The organism is Streptococcus suis (assembly GCA_022354845.1).
Classification (GTDB): Bacteria; Bacillota; Bacilli; order Lactobacillales; family Streptococcaceae; genus Streptococcus; species Streptococcus suis_AA.
In genome coordinates this window covers 366,449-391,744 of sequence record CP031970.1, presented here as the reverse complement: position 1 = coordinate 391,744, position 25,296 = coordinate 366,449, and the positions used below count along the sequence as shown (strand labels likewise).

At 37.8% G+C, this 25,296-nt stretch carries 23 protein-coding genes and 9 pseudogenes; 14 read left to right on the top strand and 18 right to left on the bottom strand.

The genetic code is table 11. The features are described 5' to 3' along the window. The first annotated feature begins 117 nt into the window (after positions 1-117). Positions 118-681 (top strand): TetR/AcrR family transcriptional regulator, encoded by a 564-nt coding sequence (locus D2A30_02145; GenBank protein ULL20475.1) that lies wholly within the window; start codon positions 118-120, stop codon positions 679-681. A gap of 385 nt (positions 682-1,066) precedes the next feature. On the opposite strand, the gene D2A30_02140 is transcribed toward D2A30_02145, so the two are convergent. After that, positions 1,067-1,459: a hypothetical protein gene (locus D2A30_02140; GenBank protein ID ULL20474.1), complete on the bottom strand. Its 393-nt coding sequence runs from the start codon at positions 1,457-1,459 to the stop codon at positions 1,067-1,069. 149 nt (positions 1,460-1,608) lie between these two features. On the opposite strand from D2A30_02140, the pseudogene D2A30_02135 reads away from it, so the two are divergent. Then, positions 1,609-1,851: pseudogene (locus tag D2A30_02135) on the top strand (hypothetical protein). A 57-nt stretch (positions 1,852-1,908) separates the two neighbouring features. Here D2A30_02135 and rbfA read toward each other — a convergent pair. The 7 genes from rbfA to D2A30_02100 form a co-directional block, all read right to left on the bottom strand. After that, on the bottom strand, positions 1,909-2,262 hold the full coding sequence (gene rbfA, locus D2A30_02130) for a 30S ribosome-binding factor RbfA (protein ULL20473.1): 354 nt from the start codon (positions 2,260-2,262) through the stop codon (positions 1,909-1,911). A 133-nt stretch (positions 2,263-2,395) separates the two neighbouring features. Beyond that, positions 2,396-5,242 carry a translation initiation factor IF-2 gene (locus D2A30_02125; protein ID ULL20472.1) on the bottom strand — a complete coding sequence of 949 codons (2,847 nt, stop codon included), beginning with the start codon at positions 5,240-5,242 and terminating at the stop codon, positions 2,396-2,398. A gap of 17 nt (positions 5,243-5,259) precedes the next feature. Beyond that, positions 5,260-5,598 carry a YlxQ-related RNA-binding protein gene (locus tag D2A30_02120; GenBank protein ID ULL20471.1) on the bottom strand — a complete coding sequence of 113 codons (339 nt, stop codon included), beginning with the start codon at positions 5,596-5,598 and terminating at the stop codon, positions 5,260-5,262. After that, complete coding sequence (locus tag D2A30_02115) at positions 5,555-5,851, bottom strand: YlxR family protein (GenBank protein ULL20470.1); 297 nt, start codon at positions 5,849-5,851, stop codon at positions 5,555-5,557. Before D2A30_02115 ends, D2A30_02120 begins: the two co-directional genes overlap by 44 nt. A gap of 16 nt (positions 5,852-5,867) precedes the next feature. Then, positions 5,868-7,010, bottom strand: coding sequence for a transcription termination/antitermination protein NusA (gene nusA / locus D2A30_02110; protein ULL20469.1), 1,143 nt, complete (start codon positions 7,008-7,010; stop codon positions 5,868-5,870). Positions 7,011-7,096: 86 nt separating this feature from the next. After that, complete coding sequence (rimP, locus tag D2A30_02105; protein ID ULL20468.1) at positions 7,097-7,567, bottom strand: ribosome maturation factor RimP; 471 nt, start codon at positions 7,565-7,567, stop codon at positions 7,097-7,099. Between the two features lie 277 nt (positions 7,568-7,844). Continuing rightward, on the bottom strand, positions 7,845-8,270 hold the full coding sequence (locus tag D2A30_02100; protein ULL20467.1) for a sortase: 426 nt from the start codon (positions 8,268-8,270) through the stop codon (positions 7,845-7,847). 23 nt (positions 8,271-8,293) lie between these two features. Here D2A30_02100 and D2A30_02095 point away from each other — a divergent pair. Next, a pseudogene (locus D2A30_02095) lies at positions 8,294-9,142 on the top strand (IS630 family transposase). Positions 9,143-9,709: 567 nt separating this feature from the next. Here D2A30_02095 and D2A30_02090 read toward each other — a convergent pair. Next, a pseudogene (locus D2A30_02090) lies at positions 9,710-10,027 on the bottom strand (IS982 family transposase). A gap of 93 nt (positions 10,028-10,120) precedes the next feature. Here D2A30_02090 and D2A30_02085 point away from each other — a divergent pair. From D2A30_02085 to D2A30_02070, 4 genes and pseudogenes are all read left to right on the top strand, one after another. Continuing rightward, positions 10,121-10,243, top strand: a pseudogene (locus D2A30_02085) (hypothetical protein). Between the two features lie 95 nt (positions 10,244-10,338). After that, positions 10,339-11,085 carry a methyltransferase domain-containing protein gene (locus D2A30_02080; GenBank protein ID ULL20466.1) on the top strand — a complete coding sequence of 249 codons (747 nt, stop codon included), beginning with the start codon at positions 10,339-10,341 and terminating at the stop codon, positions 11,083-11,085. Between the two features lie 58 nt (positions 11,086-11,143). Then, positions 11,144-11,506, top strand: a pseudogene (locus D2A30_02075) (IS982 family transposase). 1 nt (position 11,507) lies between these two features. Then, positions 11,508-11,708 (top strand): annotated as a pseudogene (locus D2A30_02070) (IS5/IS1182 family transposase). A 283-nt stretch (positions 11,709-11,991) separates the two neighbouring features. Here the strand turns inward: D2A30_02070 and D2A30_02065 are convergent. Together D2A30_02065 and D2A30_02060 are read right to left on the bottom strand one after the other, a co-directional pair. Next, positions 11,992-13,278 (bottom strand): ABC transporter permease, encoded by a 1,287-nt coding sequence (locus D2A30_02065; protein ULL20465.1) that lies wholly within the window; start codon positions 13,276-13,278, stop codon positions 11,992-11,994. Then, positions 13,205-14,098 carry an ATP-binding cassette domain-containing protein gene (locus D2A30_02060; GenBank protein ID ULL20464.1) on the bottom strand — a complete coding sequence of 298 codons (894 nt, stop codon included), beginning with the start codon at positions 14,096-14,098 and terminating at the stop codon, positions 13,205-13,207. The genes D2A30_02065 and D2A30_02060 overlap by 74 nt, the downstream gene beginning before the upstream one ends. Positions 14,099-14,472: 374 nt before the next feature. Between D2A30_02060 and D2A30_02055 the strand changes: the two are divergent. The 3 genes and pseudogenes from D2A30_02055 (at position 14,473) to D2A30_02045 (ending at position 16,471) form a co-directional block, all read left to right on the top strand. Then, a pseudogene (locus tag D2A30_02055) lies at positions 14,473-14,544 on the top strand (DNA transposition-like protein). Then, positions 14,544-15,224 carry an IS6-like element ISS1N family transposase gene (locus tag D2A30_02050; protein ULL20463.1) on the top strand — a complete coding sequence of 227 codons (681 nt, stop codon included), beginning with the start codon at positions 14,544-14,546 and terminating at the stop codon, positions 15,222-15,224. The pseudogene D2A30_02055 and the gene D2A30_02050 overlap by 1 nt, the downstream one beginning before the upstream one ends. Before the next feature lie 99 nt (positions 15,225-15,323). Further along, positions 15,324-16,471, top strand: a protein-coding gene (locus tag D2A30_02045) for an IS3 family transposase (protein ID ULL20462.1) whose coding sequence is annotated in 2 segments (ribosomal slippage) — positions 15,324-15,576 and positions 15,576-16,471 — 1,149 coding nt in all. Because the reading frame shifts where the segments join, the coding sequence is not laid out codon by codon here. Between the two features lie 55 nt (positions 16,472-16,526). Here D2A30_02045 and D2A30_02040 read toward each other — a convergent pair. The 3 genes and pseudogenes from D2A30_02040 to D2A30_02030 all read right to left on the bottom strand — a co-directional run bounded on the left by D2A30_02040 (position 16,527) and on the right by D2A30_02030 (position 18,767). Beyond that, positions 16,527-17,899 (bottom strand): IS3 family transposase gene (locus D2A30_02040; GenBank protein ID ULL20461.1). Its coding sequence is split into 2 segments (ribosomal slippage): positions 16,527-17,440 and positions 17,440-17,899, totalling 1,374 coding nucleotides; the frame shifts between segments, so codons are not numbered across the junction. Then, positions 17,881-18,025, bottom strand: a pseudogene (locus D2A30_02035) (IS6 family transposase). The gene D2A30_02040 and the pseudogene D2A30_02035 overlap by 19 nt, the downstream one beginning before the upstream one ends. 190 nt (positions 18,026-18,215) lie before the next feature. After that, entirely contained in the window at positions 18,216-18,767 is a 552-nt protein-coding gene (locus D2A30_02030; protein ULL20460.1) for a recombinase family protein, read from the bottom strand. A gap of 321 nt (positions 18,768-19,088) precedes the next feature. On the opposite strand from D2A30_02030, the gene D2A30_02025 reads away from it, so the two are divergent. Continuing rightward, positions 19,089-19,304 carry a transcriptional regulator gene (locus D2A30_02025; protein ID ULL20459.1) on the top strand — a complete coding sequence of 72 codons (216 nt, stop codon included), beginning with the start codon at positions 19,089-19,091 and terminating at the stop codon, positions 19,302-19,304. 257 nt (positions 19,305-19,561) lie between these two features. Continuing rightward, positions 19,562-20,452: an IS982 family transposase gene (locus D2A30_02020; protein ID ULL20458.1), complete on the top strand. Its 891-nt coding sequence runs from the start codon at positions 19,562-19,564 to the stop codon at positions 20,450-20,452. A 94-nt stretch (positions 20,453-20,546) separates the two neighbouring features. Here D2A30_02020 and abc-f read toward each other — a convergent pair whose 3' ends face one another. Continuing rightward, on the bottom strand, positions 20,547-22,127 hold the full coding sequence (gene abc-f / locus D2A30_02015) for an ABC-F type ribosomal protection protein (protein ULL20457.1): 1,581 nt from the start codon (positions 22,125-22,127) through the stop codon (positions 20,547-20,549). 480 nt (positions 22,128-22,607) lie between these two features. Between abc-f and D2A30_02010 the strand changes: the two are divergent. Beyond that, positions 22,608-22,679: pseudogene (locus D2A30_02010) on the top strand (DNA transposition-like protein). Further along, entirely contained in the window at positions 22,679-23,359 is a 681-nt protein-coding gene (locus D2A30_02005) for an IS6 family transposase (protein ULL20456.1), read from the top strand. Before D2A30_02010 ends, D2A30_02005 begins: the two are co-directional and overlap by 1 nt. 12 nt (positions 23,360-23,371) lie before the next feature. On the opposite strand, the gene D2A30_02000 is transcribed toward D2A30_02005, so the two are convergent. From D2A30_02000 to D2A30_01990, 3 genes are all read right to left on the bottom strand, one after another. Further along, a complete protein-coding gene (locus D2A30_02000; protein ULL20455.1) occupies positions 23,372-24,112 on the bottom strand; it encodes a serine protease in 741 nt (246 codons plus the stop codon). A 156-nt stretch (positions 24,113-24,268) separates the two neighbouring features. Further along, positions 24,269-24,601, bottom strand: a complete 333-nt coding sequence (locus D2A30_01995; protein ULL21969.1) for a DUF1232 domain-containing protein — start codon at positions 24,599-24,601, stop codon at positions 24,269-24,271. A 258-nt stretch (positions 24,602-24,859) separates the two neighbouring features. After that, a complete protein-coding gene (locus D2A30_01990) occupies positions 24,860-25,282 on the bottom strand; it encodes a hypothetical protein (protein ULL20454.1) in 423 nt (140 codons plus the stop codon). Between the last annotated feature and the right edge of the window lie 14 nt (positions 25,283-25,296).

Sequence of the window (25,296 nt, the reverse complement as noted above, 5' to 3'; positions counted from 1 at the left end):
TCCCATCTCGATTAGTCGAAACCATGCTCTATCTAGTATACAATTAGAACTATATTACTACTAAAAAAATAATGCGTTTTTAGGTAATATATAATGAAAAGAGTAAGGAGCTGACCCATGAATGATTCTGCCAAAACAAAACAACAACAAGCATTGATTCTCCTTTTAGACAAAGAGGAATTCGACCGCATTTCTGTCAGTAAAATTTGTAAAGAAGCCGGCGTTCACTGCTCGACTTTCTATAGTTATTACGATAATCAATTTGATTTATTAGAAGATACCTATCAATACCTGACCCAACTGTTTTTCGCAGAATTTCAACTTTATCATGAAAATTCTTCTGCGTATCTTGAGAGCAATTTGCTGAGTAATACTCACCTCATTCCTTACTTGCAATTTGTTAAAGATTATCAAAAAATTTACAAGATTTATCTGAGTCATGAATTGGAATTTCATCATCAGGAACGCTTTGACAGCTTAGTGAGTAGGATTTTCACACCGCGTTACCAGGCACAGGGCATCCAAGATGAAACCCGCATTGCCTATATGTCTAGTTTCTTCTTAGCGGGAATCACGCAAGTGATTTCCAAATGGTTGAGGAATGATTGTGATAAGTCCATTGAAGAAATATCCGATATTATACAAACCTGTATCCCTAAAAAATATAGTCATTTAAATTAGCTTTGATACATCATCACTTTCGGCATGCCGTACTCTACGAAATGACTTGTTTCGCAAGTCTTATTTCCAACCTAGAGCAACCTCTAGGCTGTTCTAGCTACCTGCACCTCAGCTCCTTGTCTGAAAGCTAATTCATTCGACTATACTACTCTTCGAAAATCAAAATTATCCCTTGTCTCAGCCTTGATGAGTGAAAAGATCCAATGAAGATTTCAGACTGATACCTTGAACTGAGAAAGTGACAGAGTTCTATCTTTGGTCTAATGTCGCGAACACAGCCCTCTATATTTCCAGCCTTCACCTATCTCCCAGATAGTCGAAGCTAAGTTACTTTTGATTTTCATTGATATAAATCGCAGAAAAACTGAGTCTCTCTCAGCTTTTTTTAATTTTTCAAGCCCACAGTTACTGGAATAATCCCAATTATCAAAACAAGTCCTATTAGCCCCAATGCCAGACCAAGTACAAAGTTTCCAGCTGTAATAAGGGCAAAGCCCCCACCAAAGATTAATAAGGCAACGACACTATATACAACTTTTGCAACGAACCGAAAATCAATATTTGGTGCTCCTTTACCAGCTAACCGTCTTTGCAAAACCCATGATAGCAGAACAAGCTCAAGTCCAACTATAGCCAGTGGCATCCCAATAGAAGCCATCCCCCAATCTGGCAAGGTATAAAAACACATTCCTAATGCCAAGACTAATAAACTAACGGTATAGGCAATCAAACTCATAAAATCTCTTTTTTCATCTTGTATCCTCTTTCTACAATTCATTTTTCGATGTGAATTTTATCTCAATCATCGTGCTCTGTTTATTCTTCATCACTCTTAGATAAGGAAGAATTTTTTGAACTAGCTGCGGCAGATAAACGAGCTTTAGCTTCTTCAATCGTTTCATTATCTTTGGTAAAAAAGTCTCAATAATTTTATCCGATACTTTATTAAAACCAGAAACCGCAGAGGCTGGGCAGAAAGTCCAGCCTCAGCCTTATTACCTTGAAACAAAATAGTAACAGGGTTCTATCTGCATCAGAGCGAAATGAACTACGTTCGCCTATTTCCAACCTCCAAAGGTTCCCCGAACCTTTGGAGCAAGTCATATTTTGATTTTCATTGAGTATAAATGGTTGTCGGCAAACTATTTTAATTTTCTTCAAATATTTTAGGTCGTTGAAATCATTTCAGTAGAGCCCAAAAAAGCCGAATGTTTCCATTCGACTTTCTTAATCTTTCTGTTCGAGAGCACGGAGCATTTGATCAATTTTGTTTCCATACTCTATTGATTGATCTTTTTCAAAGACCAAATCAGGAATCTTATAAAGTGTCAACTTACGACCAAGTTCCCTTTTAATCGTTCCTGTTGCTTTTTCCAAACCAATCTGTGCTTTTTGATTATCGGAAGCCAAATCACTCATTATTGTGTAGTACACTTTGGCCATCGATAAATCACCAACCATCTGAACATCAGTGACGGTTACACCTTGCACACGGGGATCACGGACTTTCTTTTGTAAAATCTCATTGACTTCACGCTTGATTTCCATCCCAACACGGTCTGTACGAAAATGGTTTGCCATATTTTTTTCCTTTCTAACAGGATAGAAAATCTGAGTTGCCTCAGCTTGAATAATCCAAGTAAGACGAGGCTAGGCAGAAGCTCAGTCTAATAAAAATCAAGATGAATAAATCATGAACTGTTCTTCAATGATCTTATTTTTTGATTTCTTCCATGATATAGGCTTCAATCGTATCATCAACTCTCAAGTCATTGTAATTTTCAATCATCAATCCACCTTCTTGAGCATTACCGACTTCTTTCACATCATCTTTATAATGCTTCAAGCTTGCTAATTGACCATCGAATACAACAACTCCATCACGAATAACACGAACACTTGAATCACGGGTAACTTTACCACGAATGACCATGAAACCACCGATTGTTCCAACTTTGGATACCTTAAAGGTTTCACGTATGATCGCTTCACCAATGATTTTTTCTTCGTATTCAGGATCAAGCATCCCTTTCATCGCATCTTCCATCTCTTCGATGACCTTGTAGATAATGCTATGAAGGCGTACTTCAACATCGTCAGTTTCGGCTTGACTGCGCGCTTCTGCGGTTGGACGAACGTTGAAACCAATAATTAATGCATTGGATGCCGCAGCCAAAGTGACATCTGATTCATTAATGGCACCAACTGCTGAATGGACGATATTCACTTTGACACCTTCTACTTCAATTTTTTGAAGTGATGATGCGAGTGCTTCTACAGAACCCTGTACGTCAGCTTTAATGATAACATTAACAGACTTAACTTCACCTGCTTTAAGTGTATCAAAAAGGTTTTCAAGACTAACACGTTGTGTTGCTTGACGTTGCTTGAGAAGGGCACGTTTTGCGCGTTCTTCACCAGCTGCACGAGCAGATTTCTCATCTTCATAGACTGCAAAATGATCACCAGCCATTGGTGCTTCATTCAATCCTGTGATAGAGACAGGTGTAGATGGACCAGCAACCTTCACACGACGTCCAAGGTCATTGGTCATGGCACGAACACGACCAAAGGTATTCCCTGCAACAATTGGATCCTGCACATTCAATGTTCCTTGTTGGACTAGTAGGGTAGCAACCGCACCTTTTCCTTTATCCAAGTGAGCTTCAATAACTGTACCGATTGCGCGTACAGTTGTATCTGCCTTCAGTTCTTGAATTTCAGCAACTAACAGAACTGTTTCCAACAACTCATCAATATTTTGATTGAATTTGGCAGAGATTTCTACAAATTCAGATTCACCACCCCATGCAGTTGAGATAACTCCATGTTCTGCCAATTCACCAATCACGCGCTCAGGATTAGCACCTGGTTTATCAATCTTGTTGATGGCAACAATAATTGGAACATTCGCAGCTTTTGAGTGATTGATTGCTTCAATCGTTTGTGGCATAACACCATCATCTGCAGCAACGACTAGAATAGTCAAGTCTGTAACAGATGCTCCACGCGCACGCATAGAAGTAAAGGCCGCGTGTCCTGGAGTATCTAAGAAGGTGATTTTCTTACCAGCTTCCTCAATTTGGTAGGCACCGATATGCTGTGTGATGCCACCAGCTTCCCCTGTAGCCACACGAGAATTACGTAGGGTATCCAACAAGGTTGTTTTACCATGGTCAACGTGTCCCATAATGGTCACAACCGGTGGACGTTCTGTCATTGCGTCCTCATTAAGATAGCCTTCTTCTACGAAGAAACGCTCGATATCTGAGTTATCGACCTCAACCTTTTCTTTCGCTTCAATACCATAATTAAGCATGAGGAGCTCAATAGTATCTCCATCAAGAGATTGGTTCTGAGTTGCCATTACGCCCATAAGGAAGAGCTTTTTCACGATTTCAGCAGGCTCACGTTTGATCCGTTTAGCAATCTCAGCAACGGTCATGCCAGCTGTATATTCAAACTCTGTTGGCAATTCATGGAACTTGCGTTCTGTGACAGGCTTAATAGGCTGATTTGTCTTGCCTTTTTTGTTTTTCTTGTTGTTATTCCAGTTACTTGTTCTTTGATTTCTCACTTGATTTTGACTATTTCGATTTCTTTGTTGTTTTCTAGGACCATCTTCTTCGTCACCAATGAAGTCACGTTTTTTATTTGGTCGAGCATGTTTCTTAGGACGGGTATCTACAGTAGTTTCTGCCACTTGCTCTGATACTGTTGCAACTGGTGTAGGTTTCACAAATGGTTTGCTTTCTACAACCGGTTCTTCGAACTTAACTTCTTTTGGCTTCTTAGGTTGCTTCTTAGCTTCTTGAGCCTGACGGAATCGTTCTTCACTTGTACGAGCAAAATCTGCATTCTGCTCTGCTTTTAGAGCAGCTGCACGGGCTTTGAAATCAATCTTAGGTTTCTCAACCTTTTTGACTTCTTGTTTACGGCCAAACCCATTCTGTTGACCGGACCGGTTGTCCTGACGACGGTTATCTCGTCCTTCACGTCGGTCAGCAAAACGGTTTTCCTTCCGATCTTCTGTTCGCTTGTCGCGACGTGGTTCGCGGGGATCATTTCGTTCATTTCGATCATTATTTGGTCGTCCTTGACCCTGTTGACGGTTATCACGACGTTCTTGACCATTCTTAGCTTGATGACCAGCTTTTCCTTGTTGGCCTTGAGCTCGTTTAGCTGCCTGTTCTTTGGCACGTGCTTCACGCTCAGCTTTAAAGTTGCGACTCTGTGGTCGGTGCGCAGTAGTTTGTGTCCCTGTTACTTTAGGCACTTCTTTTGATACTGGTTCTGAAGTAGCGACTTTTTCTACTTTTGCAGTTTCTACTTTTGCAGTTTCTACTTTTGGTGCTTCCGCAACTCGAGTAACTGCTTCTACAGAATTAGCTTGGACTGGTTGCTTCGCTCCAAAACTTTCCGCCAGACGCTTTGCACTTGCATCATCCACACTAGAAGCGTGGCTTTTTACATCAAATCCCAATTCTTGAGCCTTAGCAACAACTTCCTTGCTACTGACGCCTATTTCTCGGGCGATTTCATTCAATCTCTTCTTAGACAATGCCTTGTCCTCCTGTTCTATTCCATAATAGACCTCATCTTCTTTGTAAATCCAGCGTCTGTCACTGCAATGACTTTTCTAGCCTTGCCGACAGCTGCACTCAATTCCAGTGTTGAAAACATTGTTACAACTTCTACTTGATAGGTATGACTTTTATCTGTTACTTTTTTACTTAAATTTTCAGCCGCATCGTTGGCTAAAAACACCAACTTTGCCTGCCCTTTTTGGATTGCTTCAACAACCAAGTCCTCACCAGAGGTGAGACGACCAGCACGCTGCGCCAATCCCAATAGATTTAAGATTTTCCATCTCTTATTCGAGTCCAAGTTCTCTCCTCTTGACCTTATGATCAACATAGGCAATCAACTCATCATAAAACTCCTCAGCTACTTCCATACTGAAGGAACGGTCGAAAACATGACGTTTTTTCGCCTGAATTGCTTCCTCATTATCGAGCTTAATATAGGCTCCACGCCCATTTGCCTTGCCAGTTGGATCGATAAATACTTGGCCTTCTTTATTTTTTACAATACGGAGCAAATCCCGTTTGTCGATGATTTCACCGGACACCACAGACTTGCGCAAGGGTATTTTTCTAGCTTTTGCCATGGTTGCTCCTTTTGCCTTATTCTTGTTCTTCTGCGACTTCTTCTACAACTTCGTCCGTCGCATATTGCTCAGCTTCAAATGCTTCGTATTCTGATGCTGACTTGATGTCGATACGGAATCCTGTCAAATGTGCTGCCAAACGAACGTTCTGGCCACGACGACCAATTGCCAATGATAACTTATCATCTGGTACAACGACTGTAGCATGTTTTCCATCTTCAGTATCAAACAATACTTGATCAACTTCAGCAGGTGCAAGCGCATTGTAGATGAACTCAGCTTCGTCAGCTACCCACTCGATAACGTCAATATTTTCCTCAGTAGGAATCATGCGGTCATTCTTAGCATCATAACGAGCTGGATGGAATTTGCTAGTGATTTTCTTAATATTTGAACCACCACGACCAACGATAGTACCAATAGCATCTACATTTGGATTATGGCTACGAACAGCCACTTTCGTACGGTCTCCAGCTTCACGGGCAACACTCATGATTTCAACTGTTCCATCGTATACTTCTGGAATTTCCTGTTCCATGAGGCGTTTGATCATTTCTGGATGGCTACGACTGACAAATACGTTAACACCACGACCATTGTCTTCTACCTTGTAGACATAGACTTCGATGCGATCATGAGATTGGAAAACCTCACCAGGAATTTGATCCTGTTTTGATAACTGAGCTTCAATTGTACCAAGGTTGACATAGATAAAGCGATTGTCGAAACGCTCTACCGTACCTGACATGATTTCATTTTCATGTTGCTTGTAAGTATTGAAGGTAATGGCACGCTTTTGTTTGCGCATTTTTTCCATGATGGTTTGTTTAGCTGATTGAGCAGCCACACGCCCAAATTCCGCTGGGTCTTCTTGGAATTTAATTTTGTCACCCATTTCATAAGCTGATGAAATAGCCAAGGCATCTTTTAGACTAATTTCTAGTCGGCTATCAAATACTTCATCTACTACTTCACGAACAGTAAATACATGGAAATCGCCTTTTTTCTCGTCAAATTCAATCACTGCTGATTCTGATTGACCATAACGGCGTTTATAAGCTGAACGAAGTGATTCTGTTACAGCATCAATGATGTCCGCTTTGTTAATACCCATGTCTTCCTCTAAAATACTGAAGGCTTCTAGCATTTCTTTACTCATGTTGTTTTCCTTTTGCGCTCAAAAGGTCCTTTCTTAAAGTCTAAAATCCATTAACATACTCTAATACGATTGAGTATCGCAACCTATTACAATTTGACAGCCAATCGGGCCTTAGCCACCGTCTGGTAAGGAATCGTCACTTCCTTCTTGCGGGTTTTATCCATATATTCCATAATCAGGTCTGTTCCATCAAAGGAGAGCAAAGTCCCTTCGAAAACCTTGATTTTATCAATTGCCTGATAGAGCTTGACATGGATGTACTTTCCAACTGCCTTTTTAACAGCATCTGCCGTTTTTAAAGGACGTTCCAAACCTGGACTTGTTACTTCCAACATATACTGCTCCGGAAATGGGTCCGGCTTAATCGTATCCAAAATTGGACTAATGACTTCTGACAAATCTGCCGTATCTTGAAGAGAAATCCCTCCCTCTTTATCGACAAAAATGGATAAAATGTAGTCACCGCCCATCTTACCATATTCCACATCTACCAACTCATGCGGAGCTTGAATTGCGGGGGTAATTGCTGCTGTGACCAAATCAATAATTGATGACATAAACACCTCCTATTTCTGCAGTAGGTAGAAATAGGTTTCCAAATAATCATCTCTACCATTGGATAACCATATTCCTTGTTTACCACACCCTATACACACACAACACCTTCTATTTACATGTAGAAATCAGTGTATAGGGAAAGGGTTGACTAACGCCAACCCCCCTTCTCATTATTAACTCCTAACATTCTAACATATCTCTCATTACTTGTAAAGGAAAACGATGGAAATGATCTAATCTGCTATTCATTTTCACTCCTCAAAATCTTTTCTTTCTTTATATCCTCTTCATATCCTCTCCCATAGCAGATACTACCTGTGCATGAAGTCCATCCATTCTATAATTTAGCCCATCATATTCTTCAAAATTTACTTTCCGCTTTTGGATAAATGAACTGGTCGAAACATAGGTAAACAAAATCAAACCGAGCAAAACAGGTATCGCTAAAATCAGTGCTACAAGAAGTGGCTTAATTTGTAAAGCATCAGCTACTAGCTTCACATCCCCATCGACATTAGAAATACGATGACCACGAACTAGCAGTCGGTGAGCATTAATTTCATAAGGAGTACAAGTTACCCACGTACAATAATCCTCATCATTCACCATCGCCAAATCGGTTAAATTTGTCGGAAAAACAACTCTTATTTGATCAACCTCATATGTCAAGGTCTCATTTATAGTAAAATGAAACAAAAACAGTACATCTGTGGTATAATGTACTTATGGCATATTCATTAGATTTTCGTAAAAAAGTTCTCGCATACTATGAGAAAACTAGCAGTATTACTGAAGCATCTGTTGTTTTCGATATTTCACGCAACACCATCTATCAATGGCTAAAATTAAAGGAGACTACAGGCGAGCTTCATCACCAAGTTAAGGGAACCAAACCGAGAAAAGTTGATAGAGAAAAATTAAAGAACTATCTTGATGCTCATCCAGATGCTTTTTTGACTGAAATAGCTTCCGAATTTGGCTGTCATCCAACAGCTATTCATTACGCTCTCAAAGCTATGGGATATACTCGAAAAAAAGGAGCTGCACCTACTATAAACAAGACCCTGAGAAAGTAAATCAGTTTCTTAAAGAATTTAATAACTTAAGTCACCTGACACATGTTTATATTGACGAAACAGGGTCTGAGACATATTTTCATCGAGAATATAGTCGATCTTTGAAAGGTCAGTTAATCACAGGTCAAATCTCTGGAAGAATATTCCAGCGGATATCTTTAGTTGCAGGTCTAATAAACGGTGAGATTATAGCCCCGATGACCTACAAAGAAACCATGACTAGTGACTTTTTCGAAGTTTGGTTTAAAATATTTTTACTACCCACTTTAGATAAACCATCTGTTATCATTATGTATAATGCAACATAGGATGAATAAGCTAAAAGAGTTATGCAAGGAGCGGGGTCATAGACTTTTACCGCTTCCACCTTACTCACCTGAGTATAATCCTATTGAGAAAACATGGGCTCAAATCAAAAAACACCTCAGAAAAGTATTGCCAAATTGCGATACTTTTCTTGAGGCACTTCTGTCCTGTTCTTGTTTCAATCGACAATAGTAATCAGGCTTGTTAGAAAGTTCTATTGACTTCCCCTGTAGGCAGGTGGCCATGGAGGACTTTCGCCTTTGATACACAACATACACGCCACGCAACAAAAAAACCTAGCATTTCGCTAGGTTAGAGATGTAAAACGAATTAAGCTTTGTTTGCTGAATATAATTTAAATATTCTTGGTTCTTCCTTAAGCATCTTAATACCCATTATTAAAGGATTCTTAATTATTAGTAATATAACTTAGTATCACTAAAATTCTTCATGTTTCCTCAAAATTGGGGGCCAATTCGGGGCAAGAATCCTAGTTATGGATACTTCATTTCTTAAGACTTGGTTTGTCGAACCTACTAACTAAACTAGCTCAAATACCTTTAATCAAGTCACTATTAACTACCAATTATTTACAAAGTTTCAACTAAATAGGGTAAATTTTTCTAGAAAATAAACTAATGCGAGTCAGATATATCATAAATCTGCCCTATGTCGCAACAACTGTGATTAAATTAATAAAACATAGCACCATCTCTACTTTCAAAAGTAATGATGGTATTTTATATAGAGCAAACATCTAATTCCTTCAACCTCTTTAAAGACGAGTGCTTGGCGAATGACTTGGATACTCGGTAAGAGGGCATTACAACGGCGGACAAAGCGAGAATATTCTAGGAAATTAGGAAATAAACTTTGGGCCAATTGGTGCTTAGCTTTAAGCGTTTCACTAAAATGCAGTACGCCCCACAGGTAACAAGCGATAACTAAGCAATCTGATGTTGCGAGATGGACGTTCTTTCGGTTTTGAACCTCAAGGGGAACACTCGTTTGATAAAGCGTCTCAATGGTTGTCAGTAAATAAACAAAAACTTTTGGAAGTGTGCTATTATAAGTCATATAAGTCGTGCGCTTTCTAATGCTTAGTGGCTTAAGATTAGGATAGCACGACTTATTTATTTTCCAATGAAATTAACTAGCAATTCGGGTTCAACTTATAGCTATTATCCTAAAGAAGTTTTGGCTGACTTTAAAGAGGATGTTGAGACATTTGCAAAATCAGAAGGATTGACGGCTCATGCTAAATCAATTTCTGTGAGATTTGATGAAATGTAATACTTGAGACAAGATTTTCAAAATTTATTGGTCAAGGCGTGAGGAACCACATGGATTTTAAAATATTGAATAAGAAAAATAGTAGGTAGAAAAACATGACAAAACAAGAAAATTATTACGCAGAAGTTTTCGAAAAACCATGGGGTCGGATGTTCTATGACTTACTTTTTCCACAGCTCCTACCAAATTTGACAAAAGATTCAAAAATTCTGAGTTTCGGCTCTGGATTTGGTCGGACTGAAACATTTTTGATGGAACAGGGATTTGAAGTCACGGGCTATGAGCCTGACGTAGAAAAACTCGAGATGATGTCTGACCAAACTTTTCGTCAGTTGACAGGAACTTTTGACGACTTTGCAGAAACTGTTAAAAATGAGCGTTACGACGTAATTCTCATTCACAATGTCCTAGAATACGTCCCTGACCGAAAAGTCGTGTTGGAATTACTCTTGCCACTTTTGACAGATGGCGGCACGCTTTCTATTGTCAAGCACAGTAAGTACGGTAGCATGATAGAAATGGCAGCAGGACGTGATAATCCGCAGGCAGCGCTTGATGTTTATGAAAATGAATCTGTCGCTTCTCACAACCACGGCGATATCCTAGTTTATGACGATGATTGGCTGACAGATTTTGTGGCAAATTACAAACTGAAACTCCAAGAAAAATTTGGAATTCGTCATTTTTACGGTATTTCACAAAACGCAGAAATCAAAGAAACAGACAACTGGTATCAACCCATGCTTAAGTTAGAACAAAAAGTAGCGAAAGACCAAACGCTGTATCCAGTCGCACGATTACATCATTTGATATTTAAAAAAACTAAGGAGAATCTGTTATGACACGCATATCACACATCACGCGTAAGACCAAAGAAACACAAATCGAACTTTCCATCATGCAACATCTGACTGTTTAGTGATTACTTGTTACCTGTGGGGAGTGCTTCATTTTAGTGAAACACTTAAAGCAAAGCACCAATTGGCTCAAAGTCTATTCCCTAATTTTCTAGAATATTCTCGCTTTGTTCGTCGTTGTAATGCACTCTTACCGAGTATTCAACTCATTCGCCAAGCTCTCGTCTTTAAAGAAGTTGAAGGGATTGATGTGTCTATTATTGACAGCTTTCCCATTCCTTTGTGTCAGCCGATTCGTAATTTTAGAAGCAAAGTTTTGGGCGACTATGCAAATATTGGCTACAATGCTACCAAAGGTCAGTACTTTTATGGCTGTAAATGTCATGCTTTAGTCAGTGAATCAGGCTAAAATGTTTAATAAAATCATTTCGAAAATACGTGTCCGTATTGAACATGTATTTGGCTTTGTTGAAAATTCAATGCATGGTTCTAGTTTACGTTCTATTGGATTCGATCGAGCTGTTTTAAATACTGACCTTACAAATCTGACTTATAACTTATTGAGGTACGAACAAGTTAAACGTTTAAATCTCAAAACATGGCGGTAATCTGTCTAAAATAAGAATAAACAGTCAAGCGGCGTCTGTAACATAAAGAAAAACACAGTAGACTATGCTTAGTTTTCTGTGTTTTTTTCTAATTTCATTTAGAGGTGAATTAATTGGTAGTTATTAGAGGTGCCCTAAAAAAAGACGCCCAAAATCAGGATAAGCCCGATGCCAATCACGAGTTTCACGTGTTCTTTTAACTGTGCGATTATTGTTTGCCAATTCATATTTTCACCTCACTTATATATACGCAAAAAATCCCCGTTTGTCACAGGGATTTTGCTTATTTTTTAAGATTTTGAATAAATTGCTTAAAGATTTTTTCATCGGAATAACTTAAAACATTCTTGGCGTAAATATGTTCGCCGAATTTGGCCACGAACACAAGCGCAACCAGCTGCAAGGCCAGCGCGATATAAGCTTGTGTCAACGTCGACATTTCCATGGCCAAACGGCCCGGCATCAAGGTTGGCGAAACAAAAGGCAGATAACTCAAGATTTTGATCACGATATTATTGGGTACATTGGCCCCAAAAATACTGGCCATATAGCCAACCAAAGAAAGATAAGAAATCGGCGCGATGGCTTGCTGAACCTGACTTTGGTCATTAACCAAACTAGCGATAATCGCTGTCAAGAAGAGGTAAGCCATGAGTCCCACGATCAACATCAAGACCGCATAGACCAAGAAACTCATATCGACGCCACCGACCATGCCCTTGACGCTTTCGACCATGTCGTTGCCTTTTAGGGCAATGGCTGCAGCCACCCCTAAGATGACATAAAAAACGATATGGGTCAGAACCAATAAACCAATCCCTAGGATTTTACCAAAATATTGGACTTTGGTGCTGGTTGCTGCTAGCAAGGTCTCCATAATCCGATTGGATTTTTCATTGGCAATCTCTTGCGCCAACATATTAGAGTAAATCATCAGCAACATGAAGATAACGATGGCCACACCAACAGAAACGAGAGAATTGGCCGCATTTTTAGCCTCACCCCCACTAGATTCCCCTTTTTTGCTCAGGGTTTTCATGGTCAGATCAGCAGGCGTTTGCAGACTGATCAATTCCTCAGGACTTAATTTAAGATGCGTGGCTTTTTCTGCTAGTTCAATCTGCGACAAGGCGGTTTTAACCGTCGTCTCATTGAATTTTGTCGTGCTATCCGTCGACGCCACTAAGGTATATTTGCCATCTTCTTTGACGAGATAGCCATCTATTTTCTCATCCAGTATCTTTTGCTTAGCCGTTTTAACATCTGCCACGGCTGAGATTTTAGCGTCTAAGACTTTATCGGTTTTAAGGGTTTGAACCAGAGCTGCATTGTCAACAACAGCCAATCGCGCCGGTGAATCATCACTCGTCTTAGCAATTACGAAACCAATGATTAACCCAACCAATGGCAATAAGAGTGGCGTCAACACCGTCAACCAGAAACTCGGTGTCTTAATTTTTGTCCGGTAAACTTGACCCGCGACTAATTTCATTTGTTTAAACATTTTCAGCGACCTCCTTACGGAAAATTTCATCGAGCGTTGGTGGCGCTTGAACAAAAGCTTGGACATAGCCAGATTGACTCACGCGTGTGAAAATCTCATGACCAACAGCTGCATCATTGACATGAATCATCCGGCCAGCACCTTGTTTCTCAATCGTCTCAACACCTGAAATGGCTGACAAATCCGCATCTGGCACATCACTTTCAACATAGATTTGGGTGCGCCCAAAACTATCCCGAATCCCATAAATGTCGCCTTGCAAGACAACTTTACCTTTTTTGAGCATGGTTAACTGATCACTGAGCAACTCTACCCCACTCATATTATGACTGGAGAAAATAATCGCTGCACCATTTGCCTTGAGCGTTTTGATTTCCGACATCAGGAGACTGGTATTGACTGGGTCAAGGCCTGTAAAAGGTTCATCCAAAATCAGAAAATCAGGGCGGTGAATCAAGGTCGCGATGAACTGTACTTTTTGGGCGTTCCCTTTGGAAAGGGTCTGCACCTTGTCTGTAATTTTTCCGACAACTTCTAACTTGTCCATCCAGCGCACGAGCTCATCTCTTGCCTCAGCCCGTTTCATGCCATGGAGTTCAGCAAAATACAAGATTTGTTCTTCAATCGTCAATTTTTGATAAAGGCCACGCTCTTCAGGTAGAAAGCCTATTTTTTGCTTAATCTCCTGAGTAATGGGCGCGCCCTGCCACGTAATCTGACCGCTATCCGGTTTAATAAAGTCCAAAATCATCCGAAAAGTTGTCGTCTTCCCAGCACCATTTTGACCAATCAGCCCCATAATCTCGCCCGGTTTGACGGTCATGTCTAGCTGATCAACAGCGATTTTATCACCAAATTGTTTGGTGAGGTTTTCTAGTTTTAACACATCTACTCTCCTCTTAACTCTAGTTGCTTAGCAACGCCAACACAAGGCCATCCCCCTACTGATCATTTGAATACTTATAATAACAATTCAATTTTATCACAATTTTCTGAAGATACCAGACTTTAACTGGCTGATCCTCTTATTTTCTGATGCGATAGGCAAGATAGAGGACAAACAGTGCGAGTAAACCAACAATGTAAGCCACTGGTATGATCACTGTTTCCTCATTTATTGAAAATATAACGATACCACAACATAAAATCAGCGATACAAGGCCAATATGTGACAAAGCCTGTTGATGACTTTGTTTTTTACGTTCATCTGTTGCTTCAATTCTTTTGGCATGCAATTTTTCGGGGCTTTTAACCTGTCGGTTCTGTTGCAAAGTTTTCCAAAAAATCTATTTTAGTGTAAAATTGAGAAAAAAGACAGAGAGGACAGAGTAATGAATCATTTTAAAGGCAAACAATTCAAAAAAGACGTCATTATTGTCGCTGTTGGTTACTACCTGCGTTACAATCTAAGCTATCGTGAAGTTCAGGAATTGTTATATGATCGTGGAATAAATGTTTGTCATACTACGATTTATCGTTGGGTGCAAGAGTACAGCAAAGTCCTCTATTATCTTTGGAAGAAGAAAAATAGACAATCCTTCTATTCATGGAAAATGGACGAAACCTATATCAAAATTAAGGGACGTTGGCATTATCTTTATCGTGCAATTGATGCGGACGGCCTAACCTTAGATATCTGGTTACGAAAGAAACGGGATACGCAAGCAGCCTATGCTTTCTTAAAACGACTCCATAAACAGTTTGGTGAGCCGAAAGCAATTGTGACCGATAAAGCACCTTCTCTTGGATCAGCCTTTAGAAAGTTACAGAGTGTGGGTTTATATACTAAGACAGAGCACCGAACTGTGAAGTATCTTAACAATTTAATAGAACAAGACCATCGACCTATTAAACGACGGAATAAATTTTATCAAAGTCTCCGTACAGCCTCTTCCACGATTAAGGGCATGGAGACCCTTCGAGGAATATATAAAAAGAACCGAAGAAATGGAACGCTCTTCGGCTTTTCGGTGTCTACTGAAATCAAGGTATTAATGGGAATACCAGCCTAAGATATTTGGAGTTCAGAGAGGGCTCGTTTGATTTTCAAACTTTGGAAAGGTTATAATAAACTAGACACAAAGTTAAGAGAAATCGTGGAAAGGTTTATTATGGCAAGAAGAAAATTCGATAAACAATTTAAAAATTCTGCAGTAAAACTCATTCTTGAAGAGGGTTACTCTGTTAAAGAAGTCAGCCAAGAGCTTGAGGTTCATGCCAATAGTCTTTATCGCTGGGTTCAAGAAGTTGAAGAATATGGAGAAAGTGCTTTTCCAGGCAATGGGACAGCCCTAGCTAATGCCCAACATAAGATTAAATTGTTAGAGAAAGAAAATCGTTATCTTCAGGAGGAACTTGAACTTCTAAAAAAGTTCCGGGTCTTCTTGAAGCGAAGCAAGTAAAACGTTTTGAATTTCTCTTGAAACATCATGGGAAGATAAAAATTAAGCATGCAGTAAAAGTTCTTAAGGTTTCTCGCTCAGGTTTCTATGAATACATGCATCGTCGTCCTTCAAAACAACAAGTGGAGAGAGAAATTCTCTCAGAGAAGATAAAAGCTGTCTTTCATGAGCATAAGGGACGCTATGGTGCGGTCAGAATTACCAAGGTACTTCATAATACTGGTATTATGACCAACACGAAACGTGTTGGAAAACTGATGCACTTGATGGGACTTTATGCCAAGGGAAGCCGTTATAGATATAAACATTACAACAGAAAAGGAGCTTCGCTTTCAAGACCCAATTTAATTAATCAGATCTTTAAAGCAACAGCTCCTAATAAAGTATGGCTGGGAGACATGACCTATATCCCTACCAAAGAAGGCACCTTATACTTAGCCGTGAATATCGACGTTTTTTCACGTAAGATTGTAGGCTGGTCAATGTCTTCACGGATGCAAGATAAACTGGTGAGGGATTGCTTCTTACAAGCTTGTGGGAAAGAACATCCTCAGCCTGGCTTGATTGTCCATACTGATCAAGGGAGTCAATATACAAGCTCTCGTTATCAATCTACTCTTCGTCAAGTCGGTGCTCAATCTAGCATGAGTCGTAAAGGAAATCCCTATGACAATGCAATGATGGAGTCTTTTTATAAGACGCTAAAGAGGGAGCTTATTAATGATGCTCATTTTGAGACAAGAGCTGAGGCTACTCAAGAAATATTTAAATACATTGAGACCTATTACAATACAAAAAGGATGCATTCAGGTCTTGATTACAAGTCTCCAAAAGACTTTGAAAAATATAATTCTTAAATTCTCTTAACTCCGTGTCTAGTTTTTCGTTGACTTTCCAAATACTTGGATTTTTTTAATTGTTTTGGTAATTCAAGCGAAATTGAATTGGACTCATCCAGTTCAATTTTTGTTTGATTCGTTTTGTATTATAGTACCTAATCCAGATTACAATAACCTGTTCAAGTTCTTCGAAAGACGAGAAGATATGTCCGTAGTAAATTTCTTGTTTAAGTAGCCCAAAGAAATTCTCCATAACTGAATTATCATGACAGTTTCCTTTACGGCTCATAGACTGAAAAATTCTATGAGATTTTAATTTAGAAACATAGTCTCTCATTTGGTATCCCCATCCTTGATCTGAGTGGAAAGTACGTCGATAAGGACAATCAGATGTCACAGCTACGGCTTGATTTAGAGCAATATCAATGGATTGATAAGAGGGTTGTTGAGAGATATGATAACTAATCACCTCGCTATTAAATAAATCAATGTAAGGATTGAGATAACACTTTTTCTGAATTCCATCTTCATAATATTTGAATTCTGTCGTATCTGTTGTGATTTTTTGATGAGGAATGGAAGTTCTGAATCGTCTGTGCAATTTATTTTTAGCTACCGTCCCTACTTTTCCTTTATATGAATAATATTTACGTGATTTGTGCCAATAAGACGTCACACGAAGCCCTAGTTTCTTCATTAAGCGCTGTACCTTCTTGTGGTTGACGTGATAGCCACGTTGCTTAAGTAATTCACTCATTGGAAGATAACCTGCATTGGCATGTTCTTGACGTATTTTAAGCATTTCTTTTTCGATAAGCTCATCTTTGTTTACCCGTTCAAAACAGTTAACCCAATAATAATAAGTGGCTTTAGGGAATCCTGTAACTTTCAAGATTTCTTTGAGTTTGAAGGTTTTACGGAGACTGTAGATGAGTCTTGATTTTTGTTCATTAGAGCATTTTTCTCCAATCTCCGAAGTCCTTTTAAATAAGCTACCTCAATTTGCGCATAACGTAATTCTTGTTCAAGTTCTTTAATTCGTTGAGAATCATTTGGGTTCTGAGTCATAGACGATGCAATGCTTTCTAGTTTTTTACGACGTCCTCTCTTTTTGCTTATTGGGACTTCTCCATAAATTTTGAAATGATTAACCCAGCTTGCAAGTAAGGTAAAATTAGTAATTTCGAATTTTCTTGCCACAGCTTCATACGTTAAATCAGTTGTTAAATAACATTGTACCGCATTTTCTTTCAACTCCATAGAATAATTTTTATTGACTTTGGAGTGAGCTGTAGGAAGTCCCTCTGCTCGATAATTGCGAATCCAGTGTCTAACCTGACTAGATGAACCTACGTTGTGCAGTTTAGCAAGATAGGTAGAGCCTCCCTTGCCAGATAAATAATCTTGAATAACGCGTTGTTTTAATTCTATGGAATATTTGACCATAAGAAAAGACCTCCGAAATATAGATTTGAAAAGTCTATATTTCGGAGGTCACTACATTCTTCGGTTCTTTTTGTATATGCCTCTCAATGCTTCTATGCCCTTAATCGTACTACTCTGTGTTATCAATTAAATAATTTTCTATAATAAATAATGCTTGGTACAGATAACCCTTTAGATTGTCTTTATTTATTCCTCGGATAAAATGAAGAAATCATTGAATAGTTTGCCTTCAATTTTATATTCTGGAATCATAAGTTTATCTGAAATTTTTTGTAAGATATTTATCATCATCTCCTGATTTTACTTTAAATATATACTATTTATTAATATATCGATAAATAGTTGTTCTCGAAACACCCCAAGACTCCGCAATATTCTTTATTGGTGTTCCACTATCTACAAGTGTTTTAAGTAGCTCTATATCTTTCTCAGAGAATTTCTCAGGTCGACCACCTAATCTTCCTCTAGCACGTGCTGCAGCTCTCCCCGCAGCCGAGCGTTCAAGAATAAGGTTACGTTCAAACTCCGCAAATGCTGCAAATAAATGAAACATAAGCTGTCCAGTAGAACTTGATTTGTCCATCGTGATATTTTCTTGCAAACTATGGAAACTTACTCCTTTATCGTTTAGTGAGTTGACTATGCTGATTAAATCCTCCATATTTCTTCCCAATCGATCCAATCGCCAAACGACAATTGTGTCTCCGGGCCGAGAAAATTCTATTGCTGATTTTAACCCTGGTCTATCTTTTTTACTTCCAGACATGTGATCAGTAAATATTTTCTCACAGTCATATTTTCCAAGACTGTCTTTTTGTAAATCTAAATTTTGTAGTCCAGTTGAAACTCGTGCATATCCAATATTCAAATTTCTGTACCTCCGTTAGTTTAATTGTACCATAACTTAAAACAATATATATAAATGGACATAGATTAAATCATGGGTTAATGAACACAAAATATAAAAGATATTGACGAAAATTGTAGAAAATAAAAAGTGTCCAGAAAATGACCATTTTCTGAACACTAAAATATCAAAGAACATTGGGCTAAGAAGATGTATCTCATTTTGTGTCTAATTATTTGACATTAGTCCAAAGAAGAGGTCGATGACTAACATCATAGTAATTGTAGTATTATTAGTTGCTGTTTCTGTGATGGGCTGGAATTTAATGAGTGGAATTTTTAAATGAGGGATAAAGGAAAACTTGAGTTAAAGAATAGGTTAAAAGTGGCTCGTGCTGAAAAACAAATAAACCAGAGTAATTTGGCTAAAATTGTTGGTGTTTCGAGACAGACAATTAGCAATATAGAAACCTATGAGTACGTTCCATCTGCTAAATTAGCATTATTACTTTGTATAGCGTTGGATATAGAATTTGAAAAATTATTCTATTTTGAGTAGTGAAGACTTAAGGGCACCTCTTTTCATACGTTTTTAGAGGTGCCCTATATTCTATACGCATTCACTTCAAATCTAATTTATATCTCTATTCTAAGTTATAATTACAAGTTTTGGGAAGAAAAGGTTCATAACTTAACAGTTATGGGCTATTTTTTTATATACTATAAACCCGAATTGCTAGTTAATTTCATTGGAAAATAAATAAGTCGTGCTATCCTAATCTTAAACCACTAAGCATTAGAAAGCGCACGACTTATATGACTTATAATAGCACACTTCCAAAAGTTTTTGTTTATTTACTGACAACCATTGAGACGCTTTATCAAACGAGTGTTCCCCTTGAGGTTCAAAACCGAAAGAACGTCCATCTCGCAACATCAGATTGCTTAGTTATCGCTTGTTACCTCTGGGGCGTACTGCATTTTAGTGAAACGCTTAAAGCTAAGCACCAATTGGCTCAAAGTTTATTTCTTAATTTCCTAGAATATTCTCGCTTTGTCCGCCGTTGTAATGCCCTCTTACCGAGTATCCAAGTCATTCGCCAAGCACTCGTCTTTAAAGAGGTTGAAGGAATTAGTGTATCCATTATTGACAGCTTCCCCATTCCTTTGTGTCAGCCTATTCGTAATTTCAGAAGCAAAGTTCTTGGAGATTATGCAAATGTTGGCTACAATGCTACAAAGGGACAGTACTTCTATGGATGTAAATGTCATGCTTTAGTCAGTGAATCAGGCTATGTCATAGACTACACAATTACTCCTGCTTCAATAGCTGACAGTACAATGGCCGAGGAAGTGTTGAGTCAATTTGGGACACCAACAGTCCTTGGAGATATGGGATATTTAGGTCAGTCACTGCATGATAGGCTGGAATTAAAAGGGATTGATCTAATTACACCTGTCAGGAAGAACATGAAGCAAAAGAAAATCCTTTTCCCTAATTTTTCAAAACGTAGAAAAGTGATTGAGCGAGTTTTCTCTTTTTTGACAAATCTAGGAGCTGAGCGTTGTAAAAGTCGTTCGCCTCAAGGTTTTCAATTGAAATTAGAGATGATACTTTTAGCGTATTCTTTACTGTTAAAATCAGCTAAATCACTGGAACCAGAGACTTTAAGATATTCTATCGGGTATCAAGTCATGGCTAAATAATCAACTAGCAATTCGGGTATGAATTACTATTTCCTATTATATGATAGTATTCTAAAAAAGTAGAGTAAAATCACTCTACTTTTATTTTTTAAAGTTATGTATCTTTTAGATTAATAATTTGGTTAGAAATTCTTTCAATAAAGTCTTGGTCATGTTCAACTAAAAGCATTGTGGGATGACTAGTTTCTAGAAGTTTAATAATCTGTTCATGATTAAAAACATCAAGATAATTAAGAGGTTCATCCCAAAGATAAAGCTCTGCTTCTTGTGATAAGCTTCGTGCTAATTCAACTTTTTTCTGCTGCCCTTGACTCATTGTTTCTATTTTTTGAGTAAACTGCTTACGTTCCATGCCTAGTTTTCTGAGATTAGAAAGAAATAACTCATAATCCAACTGATGTTCAGTTGCAAAATCTTTTAGGTATCCGCGATTATCATAAATCTGACGAACAATTGATATTTTTATCCCTTGCGGAAGTTGAACAAACCCGCTGTGTTTACCCCCAAAATTTCCAGACAAATATTTGATAATACTTGATTTTCCCTGACCATTTGGTCCAACAACAGCCGCAATTTCTCCTTCTTTCAAAGAAAAATCAATCGGTTGAAATAGTGGTTTTTTATCAAATACAAGCGAAAATTTTTCAAATTGTATCAGTATTTTATGGTGTGAAGCATGGTATTTCAAAGATAGAGGTTCAGTTTTTTCGATATTTTTGAGTAACTTCTCTTTATCAAAGATTTCCTGATTCATCCTCTTCTCTAAATTTTTGGATTTTTGCATCATATTTGCAGCTTTTCGACCGACGAACCCTTTATCAATGCCTTTAGTTTCACTATCAAAACCACGTTTTTTTCTAGATTTTGTAGCTTCTAGATTTCTCGACCAATCTTCTTTTTCTCTGGCTGACTTTTTCAATCGTGATATATCTTTACGTAATTTTTCATCTTCAGCGAGCTCAAAATCATCACGCAACTGTTTTTCTTGTTCATAAGTTGAAAAATTCCCCTGATAAAGAATTATTTGCTGACGTTCAATCGCTAAAATATGATCACAAACCTGATCAAGAAAATGTCGATCATGCGATACAACGATAAATCCTGATTTCTTTTTAAGATAGGCCGCAACTATTTTTCTGCTTTCCATATCTAGATGGTTTGTTGGTTCATCAATTAGTGGAAAATTGGCCTCATCTAAAAATAAAATTGCCAAGAGACACTTGGTTTGTTCCCCACCTGATAAACTTTCAAAAGGGCGCCAAAGGATTTCTAAATCAACTTTCAATAAAGATAATTCACGTTCTAATTTCCATTGTTCAAATTCAGCTAATTCATTTAGCACATAATAAGTTAATTGTGACTTTCTGTCAGTAATTTTTACTGACAGACTTTCTACAGAAGGGTCATCATGGACATTTTGATTTTTGAAGTTATTTTCATCAATTAATTCTTCCTCTGTCAGTAACTGCGGAAAGTAAACAAAGTTTTTGTCAGTAAGTATCGTGCTGTCAGTAGTTAGTTTTCCTTGTAATAAGTTTAAAAGGGTTGATTTTCCACGTCCATTTCGACCTACTAATCCTAATTTCCAACGGTCATCAATATTTATTTGGGCATGATTGAAAATCAGGTTATCCCCATAGCCAAAGGTTAAGTCTTTAAATTCAATATTTGACATTTAATTCTCCTCTCATTTGTGAGAATTATGAAATCTAATTTGAGTAGAAAAACTCAGAGTGAGTTCCTCTAAATGTTCATAAATCTCAAATTCCCGCTTTTCTTGGAGCATTAATTTTTGCTCCGTGTTGATTTTGCTTGGTTGCTTTTACCGCTGTCATCCCATTAGTATTTTTCCCAGCAAATTGCGGTTTATTTTTCTTAATTTGTTCTAGTTTAGCTTGCATTTCTTTTTGTTTTTGATTCATTATTTTCTCCTTAAATTAAAAAAACTCTTTTCACAACTTAGGTGAACAGAGCTTTAAAAGATACAAATTTCGACAAATCGCCCAATCTGTAAACATAATAAAAGCCTATTTTATCTAAGTTATGAATACAACAAAAACACTCGATATTTACGAATATTTTTAAAGTTCAAAACTTAGATTTTCAATAGACCTTACCTCGTTCATTTATTTAAGACAATTATAACATAAAACGGTTCTGTTGCAAAGTTTTCCAAAAAATCTATTTTTGTGTAAAATTGAGAAAAAAGACAGAGAGGACAGAGTAATGAATCATTTTAAAGGCAAACAATTCAAAAAAGACGTCATTATTGTCGCTGTTGGTTACTACCTGCGTTACAATCTAAGCTATCGTGAAGTTCAGGAATTGTTATATGATCGTGGAATAAATGTTTGTCATACTACGATTTATCGTTGGGTGCAAGAGTACAGCAAAGTCCTCTATTATCTTTGGAAGAAGAAAAATAGACAGTCCTTCTATTCATGGAAAATGGACGAAACCTATATCAAAATTAAGGGACGTTGGCATTATCTTTATCGTGCAATTGATGCGGACGGCCTAACCTTAGATATCTGGTTACGAAAGAAAAGAGATACTCAGGCGGCGTATGCTTTCTTAAAGCGACTCCATAAACAATTTGGACAACCTAGAGTCATCGTAACAGATAAAGCACCCTCTATAGGATCTGCATTTAGAAAGTTACAGAGAAACGGATTATACACCAAAACAGAGCACAGAACTGTGAAGTATCTTAACAATTTAATAGAACAAGACCATCGACCTATTAAACGACGAAATAAATTTTATCAAAGTCTCCGTACAGCCTCTTCCACGATTAAGGGCATGGAGACCCTTCGAGGAATATATAAAAAGAACCGAAGAAACGGAACGCTCTTCGGCTTTTCGGTGTCTACTGAAATCAAGGTATTAATGGGAATACCAGCCTAAGATATTTGGAGTTCAGAAAGGGCGAGTTTGATTTTCAAACTTCGCAACAGAACCGATACCAACTAGCTCTAATTTTTCATTCAGCAGAGCACTCCCACTACTTCCTACGGAAATCAGGGCGGTATGTTCAACGACTAGGTCCACCGTACTTTCCTCATTATCACTAAAAGTTACGTATTCTTTACTCTTTATTTTTCCGGCTGTGACTTTATTTCGTTCACCATGTGGATTGCTCATTGTTACAGCCATATCTTTATGCATAGGTGATTCGTTACTTATCTCAACAACTGGATATTCCTTATCCGTTGTAAAACTTACAACAGCTAAATCATGAATCTTACTGGTGTATTCGATAGACATGCTTGGAAGTGATTTATAATAGTCGGCGACATCCATAACGAAACCTTTCTCCTCAACAACATCACTAAAATCTAAAGTATCATGACCTAAAACGACATAGGTTGTTTGATCTAAATCAGTTTCACTTGTCACAACATGGTTTGCTGTTAAAGCATAATATGTTTGACCTTCCCTTTTAAAGATCACGCCACTTGCCCCCGCTAAGCCCCTGGTACCTTTAGTAAGAGCAACGATTTTGATATTGGCAGATAGTATTTCCTCTTCAACTGTTTCTAGTAATTCTTGATATCTCGCTTGATTAAATAGCGCTCTCATATCAGAAAAGAAAATGCTAGTAACCAAAATAATGAGACTTGCCACAATGACCATCAACAACTTAGAATGCTTGTTCATGTATTTCCTCCTTCTGAACAATTAATAATTCCTATATTACTTTTTATGTAAATGCAGTTTAATCATACTATAACCATTTATCTTATACCAGCGTTATCAAAAACATTAAATTAAATAAGATGCACAAAGCCATCTAGCTTTGTACGTCTTATTTAATTACTCATCCTCTAGAACACGTTTCCCATTAGCTTTTTGCCATTGTTTATATTCTGCTACATCATCTTCTACCAATTGCCAGACCAAGGCAATGATAGCCGCATCATCTAAATAGCCCGTAACCGGGATAAAGTCAGGAATTAAATCCACTGGTGAACCAAAATAAAGCAGTGCACTTACAACCGCAATCATACTACCGATGGGGATCTCGCGGTATTCTTTTTTAATATAGGCTCGAACTAGCGAAATTAACATCGGAATACTCGATAGTTTATTACCTACCATCGGTACTTTCTGAAGCTTTCGCTCCATGTGCTCTAAGAATTTTTCCATCTTATCTTCATCATTCAGTAATCGCTCTGCTTCTTTTGAATGACCAGTCAGTTGACTTTTCAATTCTTTATCCTAAAATTCTTGTGTCATAAAACTCCCCTTATCTCTTGTGAAAAGTATTCCTCTTCAACTGGCGTAATTTACCTACTTCGTGTTAGCAGTTAAAGCTAACTATAATTAGACGATTTTAGTTAAAATAACAATTTTCATTTTGGTTAGACATTATTATTGTTGATATATAATGAGTCATTATACCAATTAGTACTTTAATGGCCGGGTTAGAATAACATATAACAACAGATTGATTGCCCAAATAATCATAAGTATAACAATATATTGATGCTTACTAACATATAGTATAAATAATTCCATCAGACTTATTCCGGTACATACAGGAGCCCACCTTAGCTGACGTTCTCTTACTTTTTCCCAATCAAACAGATTCTCCACACCCCAGATTTTACGCACTTTATAATCTCGGCTAATACTAAACATGGTATCCAAGCCTTTCATTGCTGCACGGTATTGGATGACGCAAAAAAGGATCGTAAGCAACAATATTACAACTAGGGCATTATAGCGATTTAACTCAAGGATATCAAAAATATCTGCTATGAGTGAGAAACCACCGATGATTGCTAACAATATGTAGACTTTATATTTAAAATTCATTTTTTTCATGTTCGCTCCCTTTA

Excerpts from the sequence above, each read along its gene's own strand:
- D2A30_02145 (ULL20475.1), top strand. The coding sequence starts at position 118 with ATGAATGATTCTGCCAAAACAAAACAACAACAAGCATTGATTCTCCTT.
- D2A30_02140 (ULL20474.1), bottom strand. The coding sequence starts at position 1,459 with ATGAATTGTAGAAAGAGGATACAAGATGAAAAAAGAGATTTTATGAGT.
- rbfA (ULL20473.1), bottom strand. The coding sequence starts at position 2,262 with ATGGCAAACCATTTTCGTACAGACCGTGTTGGGATGGAAATCAAGCGT.
- D2A30_02120 (ULL20471.1), bottom strand. The coding sequence starts at position 5,598 with ATGTTGATCATAAGGTCAAGAGGAGAGAACTTGGACTCGAATAAGAGA.
- D2A30_02115 (ULL20470.1), bottom strand. The coding sequence starts at position 5,851 with ATGGCAAAAGCTAGAAAAATACCCTTGCGCAAGTCTGTGGTGTCCGGT.
- nusA (ULL20469.1), bottom strand. The coding sequence starts at position 7,010 with ATGAGTAAAGAAATGCTAGAAGCCTTCAGTATTTTAGAGGAAGACATG.
- rimP (ULL20468.1), bottom strand. The coding sequence starts at position 7,567 with ATGTCATCAATTATTGATTTGGTCACAGCAGCAATTACCCCCGCAATT.
- D2A30_02080 (ULL20466.1), top strand. The coding sequence starts at position 10,339 with ATGACAAAACAAGAAAATTATTACGCAGAAGTTTTCGAAAAACCATGG.
- D2A30_02065 (ULL20465.1), bottom strand. The coding sequence starts at position 13,278 with ATGTCCAAGCTTTTGTTCAAGCGCCACCAACGCTCGATGAAATTTTCC.
- D2A30_02050 (ULL20463.1), top strand. The coding sequence starts at position 14,544 with ATGAATCATTTTAAAGGCAAACAATTCAAAAAAGACGTCATTATTGTC.
- D2A30_02025 (ULL20459.1), top strand. The coding sequence starts at position 19,089 with ATGAGGGATAAAGGAAAACTTGAGTTAAAGAATAGGTTAAAAGTGGCT.
- D2A30_02020 (ULL20458.1), top strand. The coding sequence starts at position 19,562 with ATGACTTATAATAGCACACTTCCAAAAGTTTTTGTTTATTTACTGACA.
- abc-f (ULL20457.1), bottom strand. The coding sequence starts at position 22,127 with ATGTCAAATATTGAATTTAAAGACTTAACCTTTGGCTATGGGGATAAC.
- D2A30_02005 (ULL20456.1), top strand. The coding sequence starts at position 22,679 with ATGAATCATTTTAAAGGCAAACAATTCAAAAAAGACGTCATTATTGTC.
- D2A30_02000 (ULL20455.1), bottom strand. The coding sequence starts at position 24,112 with ATGAACAAGCATTCTAAGTTGTTGATGGTCATTGTGGCAAGTCTCATT.
- D2A30_01995 (ULL21969.1), bottom strand. The coding sequence starts at position 24,601 with ATGGAAAAATTCTTAGAGCACATGGAGCGAAAGCTTCAGAAAGTACCG.
- D2A30_01990 (ULL20454.1), bottom strand. The coding sequence starts at position 25,282 with ATGAAAAAAATGAATTTTAAATATAAAGTCTACATATTGTTAGCAATC.